This window comes from Pseudorhodobacter turbinis (assembly GCF_005234135.1).
In the GTDB taxonomy this organism is placed as follows: domain Bacteria; phylum Pseudomonadota; class Alphaproteobacteria; order Rhodobacterales; family Rhodobacteraceae; genus Pseudorhodobacter; species Pseudorhodobacter turbinis.
The window spans coordinates 1502042-1517190 of record NZ_CP039965.1 but is presented as its reverse complement, the minus strand read 5'-3'; the positions used below and the strand labels follow the sequence as shown (position 1 = coordinate 1517190).

Annotated in this window: 17 protein-coding genes; 3 read left to right on the top strand and 14 right to left on the bottom strand. The window is 58.4% G+C overall.

Annotated elements, in window-relative coordinates; genetic code table 11:
* Positions 1 to 21 precede the first annotated feature (21 nt).
* The 9 genes from EOK75_RS19840 to coxB form a co-directional block, all read right to left on the bottom strand.
* Positions 22 to 606, bottom strand: a complete 585-nt coding sequence (locus EOK75_RS19840) for a GNAT family N-acetyltransferase (protein ID WP_137195714.1) — start codon at positions 604 to 606, stop codon at positions 22 to 24.
* On the bottom strand, positions 606 to 1865 hold the full coding sequence (locus tag EOK75_RS19835) for a M16 family metallopeptidase (RefSeq protein ID WP_137195713.1): 1260 nt from the start codon (positions 1863 to 1865) through the stop codon (positions 606 to 608). Before EOK75_RS19835 ends, EOK75_RS19840 begins: the two co-directional genes overlap by 1 nt.
* A complete protein-coding gene (gene thrC, locus EOK75_RS19830; protein WP_137195712.1) occupies positions 1862 to 3247 on the bottom strand; it encodes a threonine synthase in 1386 nt (461 codons plus the stop codon). Before thrC ends, EOK75_RS19835 begins: the two co-directional genes overlap by 4 nt.
* 21 nt (positions 3248 to 3268) lie before the next feature.
* Positions 3269 to 3931, bottom strand: a complete 663-nt coding sequence (locus EOK75_RS19825) for an SURF1 family protein (protein ID WP_137195711.1) — start codon at positions 3929 to 3931, stop codon at positions 3269 to 3271.
* 89 nt (positions 3932 to 4020) lie between these two features.
* Positions 4021 to 4821: a cytochrome c oxidase subunit 3 gene (locus EOK75_RS19820; RefSeq protein WP_137195710.1), complete on the bottom strand. Its 801-nt coding sequence runs from the start codon at positions 4819 to 4821 to the stop codon at positions 4021 to 4023.
* A gap of 50 nt (positions 4822 to 4871) precedes the next feature.
* On the bottom strand, positions 4872 to 5444 hold the full coding sequence (locus EOK75_RS19815) for a cytochrome c oxidase assembly protein (RefSeq protein ID WP_137195709.1): 573 nt from the start codon (positions 5442 to 5444) through the stop codon (positions 4872 to 4874).
* Entirely contained in the window at positions 5441 to 5638 is a 198-nt protein-coding gene (locus EOK75_RS19810) for a hypothetical protein (protein ID WP_137195708.1), read from the bottom strand. Before EOK75_RS19810 ends, EOK75_RS19815 begins: the two co-directional genes overlap by 4 nt.
* A gap of 1 nt (position 5639) precedes the next feature.
* Positions 5640 to 6572, bottom strand: coding sequence for a heme o synthase (gene cyoE / locus EOK75_RS19805; RefSeq protein WP_137195707.1), 933 nt, complete (start codon positions 6570 to 6572; stop codon positions 5640 to 5642).
* Between the two features lie 54 nt (positions 6573 to 6626).
* Entirely contained in the window at positions 6627 to 7472 is an 846-nt protein-coding gene (coxB, locus tag EOK75_RS19800; RefSeq protein WP_137195883.1) for a cytochrome c oxidase subunit II, read from the bottom strand.
* Between the two features lie 180 nt (positions 7473 to 7652).
* Here coxB and tldD point away from each other — a divergent pair, with 180 nt between their 5' ends.
* Positions 7653 to 9074, top strand: coding sequence for a metalloprotease TldD (gene tldD, locus EOK75_RS19795; protein WP_137195706.1), 1422 nt, complete (start codon positions 7653 to 7655; stop codon positions 9072 to 9074).
* A 236-nt stretch (positions 9075 to 9310) separates the two neighbouring features.
* Here tldD and EOK75_RS19790 read toward each other — a convergent pair whose 3' ends face one another.
* The 5 genes from EOK75_RS19790 to EOK75_RS19770 form a co-directional block, all read right to left on the bottom strand.
* Positions 9311 to 9613: a hypothetical protein gene (locus EOK75_RS19790; protein WP_137195705.1), complete on the bottom strand. Its 303-nt coding sequence runs from the start codon at positions 9611 to 9613 to the stop codon at positions 9311 to 9313.
* Between the two features lie 70 nt (positions 9614 to 9683).
* Positions 9684 to 10160, bottom strand: coding sequence for a transcription antitermination factor NusB (gene nusB / locus EOK75_RS19785; protein ID WP_137195704.1), 477 nt, complete (start codon positions 10158 to 10160; stop codon positions 9684 to 9686).
* Positions 10157 to 10678, bottom strand: coding sequence for a 6,7-dimethyl-8-ribityllumazine synthase (locus EOK75_RS19780; RefSeq protein WP_137195703.1), 522 nt, complete (start codon positions 10676 to 10678; stop codon positions 10157 to 10159). The genes nusB and EOK75_RS19780 overlap by 4 nt, the downstream gene beginning before the upstream one ends.
* Before the next feature lie 3 nt (positions 10679 to 10681).
* The gene (gene ribB, locus EOK75_RS19775; RefSeq protein ID WP_137195702.1) at positions 10682 to 11782 is read right to left on the bottom strand and encodes a 3,4-dihydroxy-2-butanone-4-phosphate synthase; all 1101 of its coding nucleotides are present in this window, start codon (positions 11780 to 11782) and stop codon (positions 10682 to 10684) included.
* 81 nt (positions 11783 to 11863) lie between these two features.
* Positions 11864 to 12466 carry a riboflavin synthase gene (locus EOK75_RS19770; protein ID WP_137195701.1) on the bottom strand — a complete coding sequence of 201 codons (603 nt, stop codon included), beginning with the start codon at positions 12464 to 12466 and terminating at the stop codon, positions 11864 to 11866.
* A gap of 160 nt (positions 12467 to 12626) precedes the next feature.
* On the opposite strand from EOK75_RS19770, the gene EOK75_RS19765 reads away from it, so the two are divergent.
* Together EOK75_RS19765 and EOK75_RS19760 are read left to right on the top strand one after the other, a co-directional pair.
* Positions 12627 to 13916, top strand: coding sequence for a capsule biosynthesis protein (locus EOK75_RS19765; protein WP_137195700.1), 1290 nt, complete (start codon positions 12627 to 12629; stop codon positions 13914 to 13916).
* Between the two features lie 139 nt (positions 13917 to 14055).
* Positions 14056 to 15147, top strand: a complete 1092-nt coding sequence (locus EOK75_RS19760; protein WP_168199321.1) for a polysaccharide biosynthesis/export family protein — start codon at positions 14056 to 14058, stop codon at positions 15145 to 15147.
* Positions 15148 to 15149: the final 2 nt, after the last annotated feature.

Genomic DNA, 15149 nt, shown 5'->3' with positions numbered 1-15149 from the left:
GCTCCTTATCCTGTGGGGGGATCAGCCCACATCCGTCCGGCCGCGCCGGTCACCGCGCAAATTGGCATAAAGCACATGATTGCGCCAACGTCCCGCGATTTGCAAATAGCTTTGCGCGACGCCTTCATATTTGAAACCGGTCTTTTCCAGCACCCCGCGCGAAGCGCTGTTTTCGGGCAGGCAGGCCGCCTCGACACGGCTCAGGTCCAACTCGGTAAAGGCATGATGCACCATCGCAAGAATTGCCTCGCGCATAAGGCCCTGACGCGCAAAAGGTTCCCCGACCCAATAGCCCAAGGTCCCCGCCTGTGACGGCCCGCGACGGATATTATCCAGCGTGATCGCGCCCAAAAGCTGTTGATCTTGGCGGCGGATAAGCAGCATCGGCAGTGCCGTGCCCTGCGCCTGCGCCCGAGACGCCCAGTAAACCCGGTTGGTAAAGGCGCGGCGCGACAGATGGTCAGCGGCCCAGACCGGCTCCCACGGGGATAGGAACCCCTTGCTTTCCGCCCGCAGCGCGCTCCACCCGTTCCAATCCGTGTGAATAGGCAAGCGCAGGGTCATGCGCTCTGTCTCTATCCGGACTTTACGGCGGAACCCAAGCATCAGGCAGCAAGACCTCGTCTGATGTCTTCCAGACTCGGGGCGGAATCGATCGGGCCGTAAAGCGCCATCGCCGTATCGGCCGTAATCATCTCACCGGCATAGCGGCGCACGCCCTCGGTGGTTACCGCCTCAATCTTGGCCACGGCTTCCTCGGGTTCTGGCACCCTACCCCAAATCGCAAGCAGACGCGCCAAACGTTCGGCGCGGCTTGACGGGCTTTCAAGCCCCATCAACATTCCCGCCTTTAGTTGCACACGGGCACGGTTGACCTCGGCATCGCTCATATCCGACGCGGCACGGCGCAGCTCTTGCAGGGTGATTGCGGTCAGATCGGCAATCTCTTCCTGAGAGGTGCCCGCATAAATCGTGATCTGGCCGCCATCCTCATAAGCGCCGGACTGGGCGAAAATGGAATAGCACAGCCCCCGCTCTTCGCGCACCTTTTGGAACAAGCGGCTAGACATGCCGCCGCCCAAGGCCATCGCATAGATCTGCGCGGTATAGACATCGGGCGAAAGATATCCGGGCGCATCAAAGGCCAGCGCGAAATGCACCTGCTCCAGCGCCTTGACCTCGCGCCGCTCGGCACCTTTGAAAACGGCAGGCTGGATGAGGGCCTTGCCCGTGGCTTTACGATCGCCAAACAGCGCCTCGGCCTGTGCGACAATCGCATCATGATCCACCGCACCCGCCGCCGAAAGGATCATGCGGTCGGGGCTGTAATGTTCGGCCACGAAACCGGTCAGGTCCTCGCGAGAAAAGCCGCTAACGCGTTCGGCGGGGCCGAGAATACTGCGCCCAAAAGGTTGATCGGGATAGCAGGCCTCTTGCAGCCAATCGAAAACGATATCATCGGGCGTGTCCATCGCCTGCCCGATTTCTTGCAAAATCACATGACGCTCGATCTCGATTTCTCTGGGATCAAACACCGGATTAAGAACGATATCGCCGATCACATCCAGCGCCAGCGTCACGTCATCTTCTAAAACGCGGGCATAATAGGCCGTCATTTCGCGGCTGGTATAGGCATTTATATAGCCGCCGACATCTTCAATTGACTCGGCAATTTGCAAGCTGCTGCGCTTTTCCGTGCCCTTGAACGCCATATGTTCCAGAAAATGCGCGATGCCGTTCTGTTCTACCCGTTCATGCCGCCCGCCTGCGGTGACCCAGATCCCCACGCTGGCAGATTTCAAGCCCGGCATCGCCTCGGTCACAATGCGAAACCCGTTGGGAAGTGTTGTCAGCCGGCTTTTCAATTGGCGATCCTTTCGCGGATATGGGCTTGCAAGGCGGCAAGATCATTGGGCAGGCGTGTGACGCGTTCATCGCGGTCAAACAGATCCGCCATACGGTCGGGCAGAATCGGGCGGGTGCCCATCGCCGCCTCGACCGCATCGGGGAATTTGGCGGGATGGGCGGTGGCAAGCGTGATCATCGGCGTCGCGCCCAAATGTTCTGCCGCAACCTTCACGCCAACGGCGGAATGTGGGCAAAGCACCTCTCCGGTCTCGGCGAAACAGCTACGGATGGTGTCGCGGGTTTCTTCCTCGGAACAGCGGCCCGAGGCGAATTGCTCACGCAGCATTTCCAGCGCCCCTTGCGAAATCGTAAAGCCGCCCTCACGCAACTCACCCATCAAGGCCGAAACGGCGGCACCGTCACGCCCGTAGGCATCAAACAAAACACGCTCAAAGTTAGAGGACACCTGAATATCCATCGACGGGCTGATCGAGGGTTTAACCCCGTCCGTCCGGTATTCGCCCAGTTTGATAGCGCGGTCCAGGATGTCGTTCTGATTGGTGGCGATCACCAACTTTTCAATCGGCAAGCCCATTTTCCGCGCAATATAGCCCGCAAAAATATCTCCGAAATTGCCCGTTGGCACGGTAAAGCTGACCTTGCGGTGTGGCGCGCCAAGGCTGACCGCCGCGCTGAAATAATAGACCACCTGCGCCAGAACCCGCGCCCAATTGATAGAGTTGACACCTGCAAGACGCACCCCGTCGCGGAATTCCATATCGTTGAACATGTCCTTTACGCGGGCCTGCGCATCGTCGAAATCGCCGTCAATTGCGATGGCATGGACGTTTGCCTCGCTCGGCGTGGTCATCTGGCGGCGCTGCACCTCGGACACCCGACCATGCGGATACAGGATAAAGACATCCACATTCGACAGCCCGCGAAAGGCCTCCATCGCCGCCGACCCGGTATCGCCGGATGTGGCACCGACAATCGTGATCCGCTCTCCTGATTTGGCAAGGGCGGCCTGCATCATCTGGCCGATCAGCTGCATGGCGAAATCTTTGAACGCCAGCGTCGGGCCATGAAACAGCTCTAGCAAAAAGTGGTTGGGTGCCAGTTGCACCAAGGGCGCACGGGCCGGATGGCCGAACCCGCCATAGGCATTGGCAAGCAACCCGCGGAACTCCGCCTCAGTGAAGGTGTCGCCCAAGAAGGGCAACATCACGCGAAAGGCGATCTCCTCATAGGGTTGACCGGCAAGCGCGGCAATATCAGCCGCTGCCATGGCCGGAATCTCTTGCGGGACGTAAAGCCCGCCATCGCGGGCCAGCCCCGTCATCATCGCCTCGGAAAAGCTAAGCTCCGGGGCCTGACCCCGAGTAGAGATATAGCGCATCAAACGCCCCCTTTATGCAATCTAACGCCTCATACGCCACAGCAGCAGGACTGTCATCCCCGCCCATACGATCGCCAAGGAAAACCATGTGATCGCATAGTTCAAGTGATTATTGGGAATGGCGGAACTGTCCACCGGTAAAGGCTCTATCCCGTCCCCGGATTGAGAGCGGGCGATGATCAGAACGGGTTCGGTTTTAAGCGCCCCTGCCATCGCCGGCAAGTCACGCGCAAACCACAGCCCGCTGGCCGCATCCGGCGCAGGCGTAAACCCGTCCACCTCATCGGGCCAAAGCAGGTTTCCCGTCACCTCAACCTTGCGGGTTTCGCGGGGCAGGCCGCGCGAGGCATCAGCCAGAAACCCGCGATCAAGCAAGACGCGGCGGCCACTATCCGTTTCCAGCACCGAGATCACGCGAACACCGGCACCGATATCCTTGCGGCTGACCAGAACATCCAGACCCTCATCCAGAAGTGTGCCTGACACCATCACCGGCAAAAAGCGATCTGCAACGCTATCGGGCGCGGCGGGCAAATCCACAGGGGCGGCACCGATACGCGCATCTATCGCGGCCAGAGTTTCCTCTTTCCACGCCAAACGCTGCATCTGCCATGTGCCAAGGGCCACTAAAATCGAGACCCCGAAGAGCCCGAAAAGCAGGGGCACCACTATCCGCCGTATCATGTCCCGTTCCGTTCTTTCTGAAAGCGAAAGGCGCGGCCCTTTCGGCCCGCGCCTCCTGATATTTTGGCCTTAAAACCCGTCACCCGGATTTATTGGCCCCAAACGTAGATTGCCGCGAACAGGAACAGCCAGACCACATCCACAAAGTGCCAGTACCAAGCAGCCGCCTCAAAGCCGACGTGCTGTTCGGGGGTAAAGTGGCCCTTTTGGGCGCGCACCAAGCAAACAATCAAAAAGATCGTGCCGATAACAATGTGGAAGCCGTGAAAGCCGGTCGCCATAAAGAAGTTCGCGCCATAGATGTTACCCGCAAAACCAAAGGCCGCGTGGCTATATTCATAGGCTTGCAACATGGTGAAAAGCGCGCCCAGAATGATCGCAAGGAGCAGACCGTTCTTGATGTCTTTGCGATTGTTCTCATGGACCAGCGCATGGTGCGCCCAAGTTGCCGCTGCACCGGAACACAGCAAAATCAACGTGTTGATCAACGGCAAGTGCCAAGGATCAAATGTCTCAATTCCCGCTGGAGGCCAAACACCATCGATTCCGGGTGAAAGCGGCCCCATCGGGTACATCGCATGTTTGAAGAACGACCAGAACCATGCTGCAAAGAACATCACTTCGGACATGATAAACATGATGAAACCGTAGCGCAGGCCAATACGGACAACGGGTGTATGGTCGCCGGTTTCTGCCTCATGGACCACTTCGGACCACCAGGCAAACATGACATAGAGCACAAGGGCCAAGCCAATAAGCCCCATCCACGGGCCGGATCCGTGCATCCAGATCACCGCGCCAAACAGCATGATGAACGCACCGAGAGACCCCATTAAGGGCCATATGGACGGCGGAAGAATATGGTAATCGTGGTTCTTGGCGTGGGCCATAGTCGTCATTCCCTCGTTTAGCGCTTTGCCGCTTTGTTTCGCGGTTTTTCTTAGTTTACTGTTCCGGCGTCAGATTGGGCAAGGCTTGCTTGCTCTGTCTCTGGCAGTTCGGATTCGTAAAAGGTGTAGGATAGTGTGATTTCGTGGACATATTTGCCCTCGCGGTCATCCACAATTTCCGGGTCCACATAGAATGTGACAGGCATCTGAACCCTTTCCCCGGGTTGCAAGACCTGCTCGGTAAAGCAGAAGCAGGCGATCTTATTGAAAAAGCCCCCTGCCGAATCCGGTGCGACATTATAGCTGGCCATACCGGCAACAACCCGGTCGGTCGGGTTATACGCCTCATAGAACGCCAGCCCGGTTTCACCGATCCGAATCTCCATCTCACGCTGCATCGGCTTGAATTCCCACGGCATGCCGCGTGTTTTAGAGCCGTCAAAGCGGACGGTAATGGTCTGATCCAAGATCACATCCGAGGCGGCGACAGCGGTCTGCGTGGTGCCCGCAAAACCCGTCACACGGCAAAACCAGTCATAAAACGGCACCGCCGCAAAGGACAGCGACACCATCATGACGGCAACGCCGCTAAGTTGGATTGCAGTTTTCTGAATTGGTGTCATTGGCTCGCTCCCTCCTCAACCGGGATCATTTCAGGGCGAACCACATGGTCAAACGCCTGCATTTCCCCAAGATTCATCACCTTAACCACCGTCAGCCCAAAGACCAACGCAACAAAGGCCACCAACACAAGGCCAAGGCCGACATTGCGGCCCAGTCGGCGTTTGTGCATCTCATGCTCTTCGCGGAACGCCATATTACCAGCCCCCAAGCCCGTAAGGTTTCAATGCGGCCTCTGCCAGAAAGGCCCCGAAATGTAGGAACAGATAAAGCAAGGAGAACTTGAAAACCTGCTTTTCAACGGTATATTTATCCGCCTCGGCCTGCACCTCATCGCGCCGCCATATTTTCCACGCCCCCCAAAGGAAGCCCGCGTTCAACAGCACCGACACAGCCAGATAAAGCGGCCCGCCAATAGAGGTGAACCCCGCCCCGACAGCAAAGGGCACCAGCGCAATCGTATAGACAAGGATATGGTTGCGCGTGACCTTCTTGCCATGCGTCACCGTCAGCATCGGCACACCGGCCTTGCTATAGTCACTGTTCATGAACAAGGCCAAAGCCCAGAAATGCGGCGGCGTCCACATGAAGATCAGCATGAACATCAGCACCGATTCCACGGAAACCCCACCGGTCACCGCCGCCCAACCGATCATAGGGGGGAATGCGCCCGCAGCCCCGCCAATAACGATATTTTGCGGCGTAGAACGCTTCAGCCACATCGAATAAACGACGGCGTAAAAGAAGATCGTGAAGGCCAGCAACCCCGCCGCCAACAGGTTGGTCGCCAGCGCCAGCATGACAACCGCGATCCCCGACAACGCCAGCCCAAAGCCCAAAGCCTCACGCGGATGGATCTTGCCTGCAGGAATCGGACGCCCTGCCGTGCGCTTCATGATCACGTCGATATCGGCATCCCACCACATGTTCAGCGCACCCGAGGCCCCTGCCCCAAGCGCGATAAACAAAATCGCCGTCATTGCCAAAAATGGATGCACCGGCACCGGCGCCACCAAAACCCCGACCATCGCGGTGAACACCACAAGCGACATGACACGCGGCTTGAGCAAGGCAACGTAGTCGCCAAAGCTCGCCTCTGTGTCTTGTGTATATGCCTGCGTATCGCTCATCACGTGGGTCCTTTACCGAAAGTCTGGCGACGAGAAGCCCCGTCGCCGATGCTTTTAATCTGCCAATGCGACAGTGACAGGGGTCGCTGGAATACCGGCAAATTCCTGCTTGGCCTCGGACAGCCACTCTGCATAGGCCTCTTCAGACACGACCTTCACCGTAATCGGCATATAGGCGTGATCCTTGCCGCAAAGCTCTGAACATTGCCCGTAGTAAATACCTTCACGTTCAGCATTGAACCACAGGTGCGCCAAACGGCCTGGCACCGCATCCTGCTTTACGCCGAACGCAGGGATCGTCCAAGAGTGGATCACATCCGCGCCGGTCACCGTCATCACGATGGTCTTGCCGACAGGCACAACCACGGAAGTATCCGTTGCCAAGAGGTAATCGCTTTCGGCATAGCCGTTCGCGGCCAGCTCTTCCTTGGGCAGCAAGAAGCTGTCAAAACCGAACTCCTCATCAACATACTCATAGCCCCAATACCACTGGTAGCCGGTCACCTTGATGTTAATGTCGCCCTTGGGGATCTCTTGCTGCTTGAACAGCACGGGCAGGGAGAACGCGCCGATCAGCACCAGAATCACGATCGGAACAATCGTCCAAGCCACTTCCAGCGGGCTATTGTGGGTGAATGTGGCAGGGTTTTGGTTACGCTTTTCGCTAAAACGCCATGCACACCACAGCATCAATCCTGTGACCATAAGCGTAATCACCGTGATGATCACCAAGATGAAATCATCCAACCAGTGAATGTCGCGGGCCAATTCGGTCGCCGCAGGCTGAAAGCCCATTGCGCCGTCAACTGGCCTCCCCACAACTTCCAAATCCTGTGCAAAGGCCATCCCGGCCATCCACAGGGACCCAAAACCAGCGGCAATGCCGGAAATTCCTGTCATCATGCGCATTTGCATTTCCCGTTCGTTACGCGGCAGTTTTTGCCTGCTTTTTGAGATCCGCCAAAAGTTAGGGCAGAATCCCGTTGTTTCCATCTATGGTGAAACCATATTAAGTCAGAAACAACAAGAGAAACCATAGCGGCAAAACGTAGCCGTTTGATGTAAATCAAGGACACGCCCATGACAGACGCCCCTTTCCGCCCTTTTGAGCAGCATCTGGACGAGGCAAGCACCCTTGCTCTGTTGCGAAAAGCCACCCATGGCGCCGACGACGGAGAGCTATTTTTAGAACGTCGCCGCTCTGAGGCCATTGTTTTGGATGATGGCCGCGTGAAAAATGCAACCTATGACGCATCTGAGGGCTTCGGGTTGCGGGCCGTTCGCGGTGAGGTGGCTGGCTATGCCCATTCCACCGAGATTTCAGAGGCGGCATTGGGCCGTGCGCTGGAAACCACCCGTCTGGCCGTGGGTGACGGTGGCGGCACCATGGCCGATGCCCCCAAGGGCACCAACCAAAAGCTTTACACCGATGCGAACCCTATGCTGGATGCCAGCTTTGCGGGAAAAATTGACTTGCTGCGTGAGGTGGATGCCTTCACCCGCGCGCTCGACCCGCGTGTGGTTCAGGTGTCCGCGACCATCGCGGCAGGCCTGCAAGAGGTGGAAATTCTGCGCCCCGAGGGCCTGCGCCTTTCCGATATCCGCCCTATGGCGCGGCTGAATATCTCGGTCATCGTTGAACAGAACGGGCGGCGCGAACAGGGCGGCATGGGCGGCGGCGGGCGTTATGGCCTCTCGCGGCTGATGGAACCTGCGCATTGGCAATCCGTCGCGCGCGAGGCATTGCGAATCGCTTTGCTGAACCTCGACGCGGTGCCTGCCCCTGCGGGCGTGATGGATGTGGTCCTTGGGGCCGGCTGGCCCGGTATCTTGCTGCATGAGGCCATCGGCCACGGGCTGGAGGGCGACTTCAACCGTAAGAAAACTTCGGCTTTTGCCGGGCTTATGGGACAACAGATCGCCGCCAAGGGCGTGACCGTTCTAGATGATGGCACCATCCCCGACCGTCGCGGCTCTATCTCCTTTGATGATGAGGGTACGCCCTCGGCCCGCAATGTGCTGATCGATGACGGCGTGTTGGTCGGCTATATGCAAGACCGCCAAAACGCGCGGCTGATGGGTGTGGCCCCCACCGGCAACGGACGCCGCGAAAGCCATGCCCATATCCCGATGCCGCGCATGACCAATACCTATATGCTGGGTGGCGATACTGATCCCGCTGAAATCGTCGCCAGCCTGAAGGATGGCATCTATGCGGTCGGCTTTGGCGGCGGGCAGGTCGATATCACCAACGGTAAATTCGTGTTTTCCTGCACCGAGGCCTACCGTGTCCAGAACGGCAAGATCGGCGCGCCGGTCAAGGGGGCGACGTTGATCGGGGACGGGGCGACCGCCCTTAAACAGATCCGCGCCATTGGCAATGATATGGCAATGGACCCCGGCATCGGCAATTGCGGCAAGGCGGGGCAATGGGTGCCGGTGGGTGTGGGCCAGCCAACCCTGATGATCGGCGGGCTGACGGTGGGCGGATCGGCGGCCTAAACACAATTGACGGCCAAGGGGCGTTCATCGCCCCTTGCCTAAGGCGCCTTGCGCCCCTATCTGTTGAATTGGCGGATCTGCTCGGTTTGTGATCAGCACATTTCCAGTGGCCCATAAGCAACTCCGAGGGAGCTGGCTCTGCTAAGATCCTGGTCTTGGTATCTGGCGCCCACCTGAAAACTCAGGCTCTCGGGAAATTCACGCAGACACGACTGCTGCGGTCCCCGCCACCTTTGTCAGCGCCGCTTGGCGCCGACTTTGACGCGTGCAAGTTCTCCGGTGATATGCTGTTTCAGACCGCCCTTGGGGCCGTCATCGGGCGCGGCAAGGCTCATCACCGCATAGGCGAATTGAACGCCTGCAAAGACGATGCCGTTGAACACAACCATCATCAGAAATGCGAGCCAGCCCATTTCGGTGCCCGTCACCAAATGCCGCAGGCCACCCACGTCAAAAAATACGATCATCGACACAAAGGCCAGCGCCAAGGCAAAGCCAATGGCGACGTTTACGATATAGAGTCGGATCAGTTTTGGCATGATATCCCCCGTTTCATCCATTTTTATAGCACGAAAGGGGGGCATATCCATAAGTCTAATCGTCGCGGGCCTAGAACGCCTCGGGCTTTGCCTCACGGGCCATGTGGTCAAGCACTGCATTGACGAATTTTGATTCCTTCCCTTCAGGAAAGAAGGCCTTGGCCACATCCACAAATTCGGTGATGACAACCTTGGGCGGGGTTGGCAGCTCCAGCATCTCGGCACCGGCGGCCCGAAACAGCGCGCGCAAAACCGGGTCGATACGGGCGATGGGCCATTTCTCCACCAAAGCACGGTCGGTCATCTGGTCGACCCGCGCCTGACGGTTCACGGCATGGTTCAGTAGCGCGCGGAAATGGGTCACATCCCCCTCGGCCATCTCGTCCCCATCATAGGTCGCGCCGAAACGGTGGTTCTCAAACTCGCGCTGGATCCCCTCAACCGTCTGGCCAGAGCTTTCCATCTGGAACAAGGCCTGCACAGCATAAAGCCGGGCGGCAGATTTCATTTGCTTCTTTTGGTCTTTTTTTGGGTCAGGCTTGGTCATGCGCGAAAGCTATCCTCGGAAGGGCGAAAGCCGATGCCTGTGCGCTTGCTGGACCAGCGGCGCGACAGGGCAATCAGATGAAGGGCGGCAGCGGCGGCGCCACCACCTTTGTTTTGTTTGTCAGGATTGGCGCGAACCTCGGCCTGATCCATATCCTCAACCGTCAAGATGCCATTGCCGATGCAGGCACCTTGCAAGCCAAGCAAAGAGATCGCGCGGCTGCTGTCGTTGCACACCGTGTCGTAATGCGTTGTCTCACCGCGGATCACGCAGCCAAGGGCGACGTAACCGTCATAATTGCTTTGCCGTTCGGCCATCGCGATCGCGGTCGGCACCTCCAGGGCACCGGGCACCTCGATGACCTCCACATCAGCACCGCAAGCCGCAGCCGTAGCGCGGGCTCCGGCAAGCATCTGGTCGGCAATTTCGCGGTAATAGGGGGCAACCACAACAAGCAGCTTCACCGGCTTGTCGAACTCTGGCAAAGGCAAGGTATAATGCGATTCAAGAGAAGCCATGTTTCACCCTTTCGGAATGGCACGGGTGCCGGTGATTGTCAGGTCATATGCATCCAGCCCGACAATGCGGGGCTGGGGGGAATTGGTCAGCAAGACCATCTCTGTGATGCCAAGGCTCGACAGGATTTGCGCGCCCAGCCCGTATTGGCGTAAGGTTTGCGGGCTGTCATCACTGGCCGATGTCATCTTCATATGCACATCGCGTAACAAGACCAACGCGCCGCGCCCCTCATCCGCGATCAGGCGCATTGCATCGCCAAATTCATGCGTCCGGCCCGCAGGCCCAAGGCCCGCCACATCCAAGAGCGGGTCCAGCGTGTGCATCCGCACCAAAACCGGTTCCGGCGTGGAAATATCACCCTTGATCAGCACCACATGATCCGCGCCCTCGGTATCATCGGTATAGATCCGCAGCGTCCAGTCCCCACCAAATTCCGAGGTGACCGTGCTTTCAGAGCTGACCCGCACAAGGTTGTCATTGCGGCGGCGGTAGGCGATCAGATCGGAAATCGTGCCGATCTTGAGCCCATGCTTTTGCGCGAAAGTGACCAGATCAGGCAGGCGCGCCATGGTGCCATCGTCATTCATAATCTCACAGATCACGCCCGAAGGGTCCAACCCCGCCAAGCGCGAAACATCCGTTGCCGCCTCGGTATGGCCCGCGCGCACCAGAACGCCCCCATTGCGCGCCCGCAGCGGGAACACATGGCCGGGACAGGCGATATCTTGCGGGCCCGCTTTGGGGTCAATCGCAACCTTGATCGTCAGCGCGCGATCCGCCGCCGATATGCCGGTGGTGACCCCCTCACGCGCCTCGATCGAGGTGGTGAAGGCCGTTTCATGCCTGCTGGAGTTCTTGGCGCTCATCAGAGACAGGCCCAAAGTCTCGATCCGCTTTTCGGTCAGCGTCAGGCAAATCAACCCGCGCCCATAGGTCGCCATGAAGTTCACATGGGCTGCATTGCACATCTGCGCCGGAATGACCAAATCACCCTCGTTCTCGCGGTCCTCATGGTCCACCAGAATGAACATGCGACCATTGCGAGCGTCGTCGATGATCTCCTCAATAGAGGCGATAGCGTGCGTATATTCTGTCTGGGTCATCTTGGGCCTCGAAACTGGATGCCCAGCCCTTACCGCGCCTTGAAGCCGAATGCCAGTGCACGCGATGTTAAAACGAGACGCTTATTGCTGTGCCCAATCGCGCAAACGGGCAACATAACGCGCCATCGTATCCACCTCGAGGTTGATACGATCCCCAACGGCCACATCGCCCCATGTCGTAGCTTGCTGAGTATGCGGAATAAAGTTGACGCCGAAGTCGGTGCCCTCCACCTCATTCACTGTCAATGAGGTGCCGTTCAGCGCAACCGAGCCTTTTGGCGCAATAAAGCCCGCCAGCGCATGCGGCGCGCGAAAGGTGACGCGGGTGCTGTCGCCCTCACGGTGCATGGCGATTACCTCGGCCACGCCATCGACATGGCCCGAGACGATATGGCCGCCCAGCTCATCCCCGACTTTCAATGCCCGTTCAAGGTTGAGGCGTTTGCCCACACTCCACCCGCCGATATTGGTTGCGCCCACCGATTCCGCGCTGATCTGCACGTCGAACCAGTTTTGCGGCGCATCCCCCAGCGCAATCACCGTCAGGCACACCCCGTCACAGGCAATCGAGGCCCCGATATCAATGCCCGCAATGTCATAGCCGGTGCCGATACGCGCGCGCAAATCGCCCTGCTGCTCCAGCTCCAACAGCTTGCCGATGTCTGTGACGATACCTGTGAACATGCCAAAATCCCTTAATTGCTGCCCAAGGCCTACCGCCCCCAAAGCCGCTATGCAAGCCGACCGCTATTTCGCCGGTCATTAACGGTATATTGCAAGATGGCGGGAATAATTCCCTTTACCAATGAGAAAAATTCAAGTGGATAGGGCAAAAGGATTTTTGATGCGCTTATCAGGTGAGAATCGCCGGTTCCTGTTGCTGCAGGGGCCGCATGGCCCTTTCTTCACGCAACTTGCCGCGATGCTGACCAAGGCAGGCGCGGACGTCTGGCGTGTCGGCTTTAACCGTGGTGACCGGGCCTTTTGGGCGCATGGCGCCTCGTACATCCCGTTCAAGGGCTGCGCGGCCGATTGGCCCGCCACATTTTCTGCGCTGATCGAGACGAAAGAAATCACCGATATCGTGCTTTACGGTGATACCCGCCCGATTCATGCCCATGCTGTGCGGATCGCCAAAGCGGCGGGGATCACAGTGCATGTCTTTGAGGAAGGCTATCTGCGCCCGCATTGGGTCACCTATGAGCGCGGCGGGTCAAACGGCAACTCGCGGCTAATGGATCTGACGCTGGCGCAAATGCAAGCCGCGCTGGAAAATTACGATATGGATCTGCCCGATGCCCCTGCCCGCTGGGGCGATATGCGGCAACATATGGTGTGGGGCGCGCTTTATCACTGGTTCGTGCTGACCGGCTTCTGGGATTACCGCAACTATCGCCCGCACCGCGCCCTTACTGTCCGGCAAGAATTCCTGCTCTATTGTAAGCGATTGGTCTTGCTGCCTTTTCACCGCTGGGAACGGATGCTGGCGGGGTTCCGGATCAAACACGGTGGCTTTCCCTATCATCTGGTACTGCTGCAACTGGAACATGACAGCAGCTTTCAAATGCACTCGCCGTTTTCTACCATGACCGATTTTCTAAGCATGGTGATGGAAGGGTTCGCCCGAGGGGCCGCCCCCCATCATCACCTTGTGTTCAAGGCCCACCCGCTTGAGGATGGGCGCGTACCCGTCGCACGCGAAATCAAACGTCTGGCCCTGTTGCACGGCGTCAAAGACCGCGTACATTTCGTGCGAGGCGGCAAGCTTGCAGGGCTGTTGAACCACGCCCGATCTGCGGTGACGGTCAACTCTACCGCCGCGCAACAGGTGTTGTGGCGCGGTCTGCCGCTCAAGGCTTTCGGGGCAGCGGTCTATGACAAGCCTGAATTTGTCTCATCGCAACCGCTGGACCGTTTTTTCACCCGCCCGACGCGCCCCGACAGCCGCGCCTACCGCGCTTATCGGCATTATCTGCTGGAAACGAGCCAGGTTTCCGGCGGCTTCTATTCCTCTCGTGGCAGGCGAGAATTGCTGCGGCAAGTGGTTGATATGATGCTTTTACACGACGATCCCTATGACGCGTTAACCACGGGAAGCGCGGCACCTCGGCAACAGTTACGGGCCGTGACGTGACAAACCCTCGAAAAGCTGGAATTTTATCAGGCCTTTATGTAGCGTGGCAAAAAATACTGAGGCAAAATCCAGAATAAAAGGAGCCCGGGCAGTGAAAATTACGGCAAACAAGGGGGCCAAGGGCTTGGCCCTTGTCCTTATGGTTACGGCACTGGCATCCTGCGGGCTGCCGCGGTCCGGACCGAATAAGAAAGAAATCTTTGCGGGCTCCGTGCTTAAACAGGGTGATGCCTTTATTGTTACGGTCAACAGCCGTGTGACCCGCGCAACATCTGTTGTTCCCGCGCTTGGCTTCGGGTCCGACTTCCGCAATGCAAGCGTGATGGGCTCGGATACAATCTCACCGGGGGATACGGTTGCGCTGACCGTCTTTGAAAACGTCAAGGATGACCCGCTTTTGGGCAATACCGGGCAACGTGTCTCGGCGCTGGAAGAGGTGCAGGTTGACGGCGCAGGCTATATTTTCGTGCCTTACGCCGGCCGGATCAAAGCTGCGGGGAACACACCCGAAGGGTTGCGCCGCCTGATCACACGCAAGCTCGACAGTCAGACGCCTGATCCGCAGGTTACCGTGCAACGGGTTGCGGGTAACGGTGCCACTGTTTCAGTGTCGGGCATGGTTGGCGGTCAGGGCGTCTATCCGATCGAGCGTCCGACACGCACCCTGACGGCAATGCTTGCACAGGCAGGCGGCTCTGCTATTGAGCCCTCGGTTGCCATTGTGCGCGTGACGCGCGGCGGGAAAACGGGGCAGATCTGGTTGGAAGATCTCTATGCCAACCCGTCGCTGGATATTGCGCTGCGGGCGGGCGACCGGATTGTGGTGGAACGTGACACCCGCGCCTTTGTCGCGATGGGGGCAACCGGATCGCAAAACCGCGTACCGTTTGAAACCCAGTCCCTCTCTGCGATTGAAGCGATTGCGCAGGTTGGCGGGTTGAATACTTCCCTTGCGGATCCCACTGGCGTTTTTGTGTTCCGCAACGAACCGGCAGAGATCGCAAATGCCGTTCTTGGCCGATCTGACCTGACCGGCGATCAACGCATGGTCTATGTCCTCGACCTGACGCAGCCGACCGGCATGTTTGAGGCCCGCGATTTCTTGGTCCGCGACGGCGATACGGTTTACGTCACCGAGGCGCCTTTCGTGCAGTGGCAAAAAACCATCTCTGCCGTAACCGGGACTGCCGGTGCCGCCAGCTCGCTTTCCTCCGTAGGGTCGTCGGACTAAGC